This is a genomic window from Tardiphaga sp. (genome assembly GCF_028290495.1).
In the GTDB taxonomy this organism is placed as follows: domain Bacteria; phylum Pseudomonadota; class Alphaproteobacteria; order Rhizobiales; family Xanthobacteraceae; genus Tardiphaga.
The window spans coordinates 1-2,884 of record NZ_JAQGJT010000221.1 but is presented as its reverse complement, the minus strand read 5'-3'; the positions used below and the strand labels follow the sequence as shown (position 1 = coordinate 2,884).

The 2,884-nt window shown below is 66.6% G+C and carries 2 protein-coding genes and 1 pseudogene; 1 reads left to right on the top strand and 2 read right to left on the bottom strand.

What is annotated here, in order from left to right:
* Together JWQ24_RS28305 and JWQ24_RS28300 are read right to left on the bottom strand one after the other, a co-directional pair.
* On the bottom strand, positions 1 to 883 hold an 883-nt coding region (locus tag JWQ24_RS28305; RefSeq protein WP_299815869.1), incomplete at its 3' end, for an aminotransferase class V-fold PLP-dependent enzyme.
* A gap of 107 nt (positions 884 to 990) precedes the next feature.
* Positions 991 to 2,400, bottom strand: coding sequence for an NtaA/DmoA family FMN-dependent monooxygenase (locus JWQ24_RS28300; RefSeq protein WP_299815866.1), 1,410 nt, complete (start codon positions 2,398 to 2,400; stop codon positions 991 to 993).
* A gap of 187 nt (positions 2,401 to 2,587) precedes the next feature.
* Here JWQ24_RS28300 and JWQ24_RS28295 point away from each other — a divergent pair.
* Positions 2,588 to 2,884 (top strand): annotated as a pseudogene (locus JWQ24_RS28295) (ATP-dependent helicase HrpB); the annotation flags it as partial.

The following is a 2,884-nucleotide window of genomic DNA, read 5'->3' as shown; positions in this document are numbered from 1 at the left end:
GCAGCGCGGAGAGGCCGGCAACCAGATGATCGCGCAAACGCGATTCGTGCGCGGACCACGCGGTCTCGTCAAGCTCGGCAAGCTCCTGGATCGCTCGGGCGAGCGCTGCGACACCGATTACGTTGGGCGAGCCCGCCTCGTGGCGGGCGGGGCCGGTACGCCACGAGGTGTGCTCCAGCGTCACGGAGGTGACTGCACCCCCGCCGCGGAGGAACGGTTCACCGCGATCAAGCCAGTCTGCCCGGCCAACCAGAACGCCCGCGCCGAACGGGGCATAGAGCTTGTGCCCCGAAAAGGCGAGATAGTCGACGCCCTCGCTCATCAGGTGCACTCGGCGATGCGGGACGAGCTGTGCGCCGTCAACGGCAAGTCGCGCGCCGAACTGGTGGGCGATGTCCGCCAGTTTGCGGAGCGGCAGAACCTCGCCCGTCACGTTGCTTGCACCGGTCACCGTGAGGAGGGCGGCCGGGCGGCGAGCAAGCTCAGCCTGAATGAGGCCCAGCGTCTCGGCGACGCTCGCCCCGGCGCGGACGACTCGAGCGTTCCCGGCCGTCCATGGCAGCAGATTGGCGTGATGTTCGATGTCGAGAACGACCGTCTCGCCAGGAACAACCGAGGCAAGCAGATTGAGCGCGTCGGTCGTGTTGCGGGTGAAGATGACCTCGTCGTTCGGCCGTGCACCAACGAAATCGCCGACGATGACACGAGCGCCCTCATAGGCGGATGTGCTGACCTGGGACGCGTAGCCGGCACCGCGGTGCACACTCGCGTAGAGCGGCAGAACCTCCACGACGTGACGGCCCACCACTTCGAGAGCGGGTGTGCTGGCCGCGTAGTCAAGATTGGTGTAGCGCACCTCGCCGCCAGTGACGAGGGGTCCCACGAGGTCTCCCCCGACAACCGGAAGCACAGGATGATCGCTCATTGCCACAGCCTAAGCACGCGTCGCGACCGGGCAAAGAAGGGCCGTAACGGGGCGAAATGTGGCGCTCATGAAACTGCGAAACTACTTTCCGGCACGGCGAAACCCAGGTGATCGCGGAGCGTGACGCCCTCGTAGTTTTCCGGGAGCAGGCACCGACGCTTGAGCTCCGGAACCACGAGCGACGCGAACGCCTCGAACTGCTCCACAAACGCGGACAGGACAGTGAACCCGTCGACAGCCCGTCGCCGGAACCAGGACTCCAGGTGATCTGCAACGTCCTCGGCCGACCCGACGACGACCGGCGCTGGCACCGCGTGCGCGACCAGAAGGTGGCGATAGGTCACCCCGCGGTCCGCACCGATCGTGCGCCCCGACCGCATCCCGACCACCTCGAGCAGACTGCGACCCCGGTCGCTGAACCGCTGAGCGAGACGAGCGGGAACCACCTCGTCGATGAGAATTCCATTCAGCGGCACCCCGAGCACACCGGCCAGACTGCGGATGGTTCGGTTGGTCGGAAGGTTATCGACCGGACTGCGTCCAGCCACCGTCTCGACCGGCACGAGTTCAACCAGCTCGTCGTAGAGCGCCCACGCCGCCTCACGCGTCAGCGCGACGAGGGGCAGGATGGGCGTCAGGAGCAGATACTGCTCGGGATCCCGGCCAAGCGTCGCGACGAGCCGTTTCGTTTCTGCATAGCTGTCGACCGCGTCCGCGATCGAGCGAGGGGAAACGAAGCACAGGTCCGCCGTGCGCGCGGCGAGCTCTCTCGCGTTATCGGCTGAGCCGACGATTGCAATCGGCAGGTGACCCTGCGGCGGCCTCACGACGTTGAGCGGGCCTGTTGAGGAGCGGTAGCGGCCCACGTAGTCCAGAGTGTGCAGCCCGGCGGGGTCAATCAGGCGCCCGGCGTCGGCATCCGCGACGAACGCGTCCTCATCCCAGCTGTCCCAGAGACCACGAAGAATGTCGACAAATTCGCCGGCCGCTGCGATGCGGTCCGCGTCGGCGTGGACGGATGGCCAGCCAAAGTTCCCGGCGGACAGCGCCTCGGAACCACTCGTCACCACCAATCCGGCTCGACCCTCACTCAGGATGTCGATCGACGCCGACATCCGGGCCGTCGCGTATGGCTCGGAATGTGAGGAACTCACGGTCGTGATCAGCCCAATCCGGCTGGTGATGGCCGCAAGGTAACTGATCGCGGAAAACGGTTCGATGCGCGCGAGCAGGTAAGGGTCGGTGTGCTCGTAGTCGGCGGATGTGGCCAGCCAGTCTCCGAAATAGAGGAACTGCAGGCCCGCTGCTTCGGCAGCGAGCGCGATGCGTGCCAGGGCTGCCGGGTCGTTCTGCGGGTCGCGATGGGAACCCGGCCGCCGCCATCCCGCGGGCCAAGCGCCGACCGTTCGAACGGTTGCGCCGAGGATGAGTTGACGGTCTGGTCGCGGACATGGGACTGCGGATGTGGGCACCATCCTGCGAACCTAGACGGCCCACCGGTTGCGATCCACCGATCGAGTCACAGTTGGTACGAGGCCGACCAACTTCGCAACATCCGGACTTTTGCTTGCGCTGACGCCGGGCACCTGTCATGGCATGCGGCACGCAAGCCGGGGAGACCGCGGAGTTCACCCGGCCGGAGCGCAATACGATGGAAGGCTCATGTCGCCCGCCCCACTCACCATCCGTTACCCGCCCGAGCTGCCGGTCAGCCAGGCCAGGGACGACATCGCGCGCGCCATCCGGGATAACCAGGTGGTCATTGTCGCCGGTGCCACCGGCTCGGGCAAAACCACTCAGCTCCCGAAGATCTGCCTCGAACTGGGCCGCGAGAGCATCGGCCATACGCAGCCGCGACGCATCGCCGCACGCACCATCGCCGAACGCATCGCCGAGGAACTCGGCACCGAACTCGGCCAGGAGGTCGGCTACCAGGTGCGCTTCACCGACCGTGTTGGC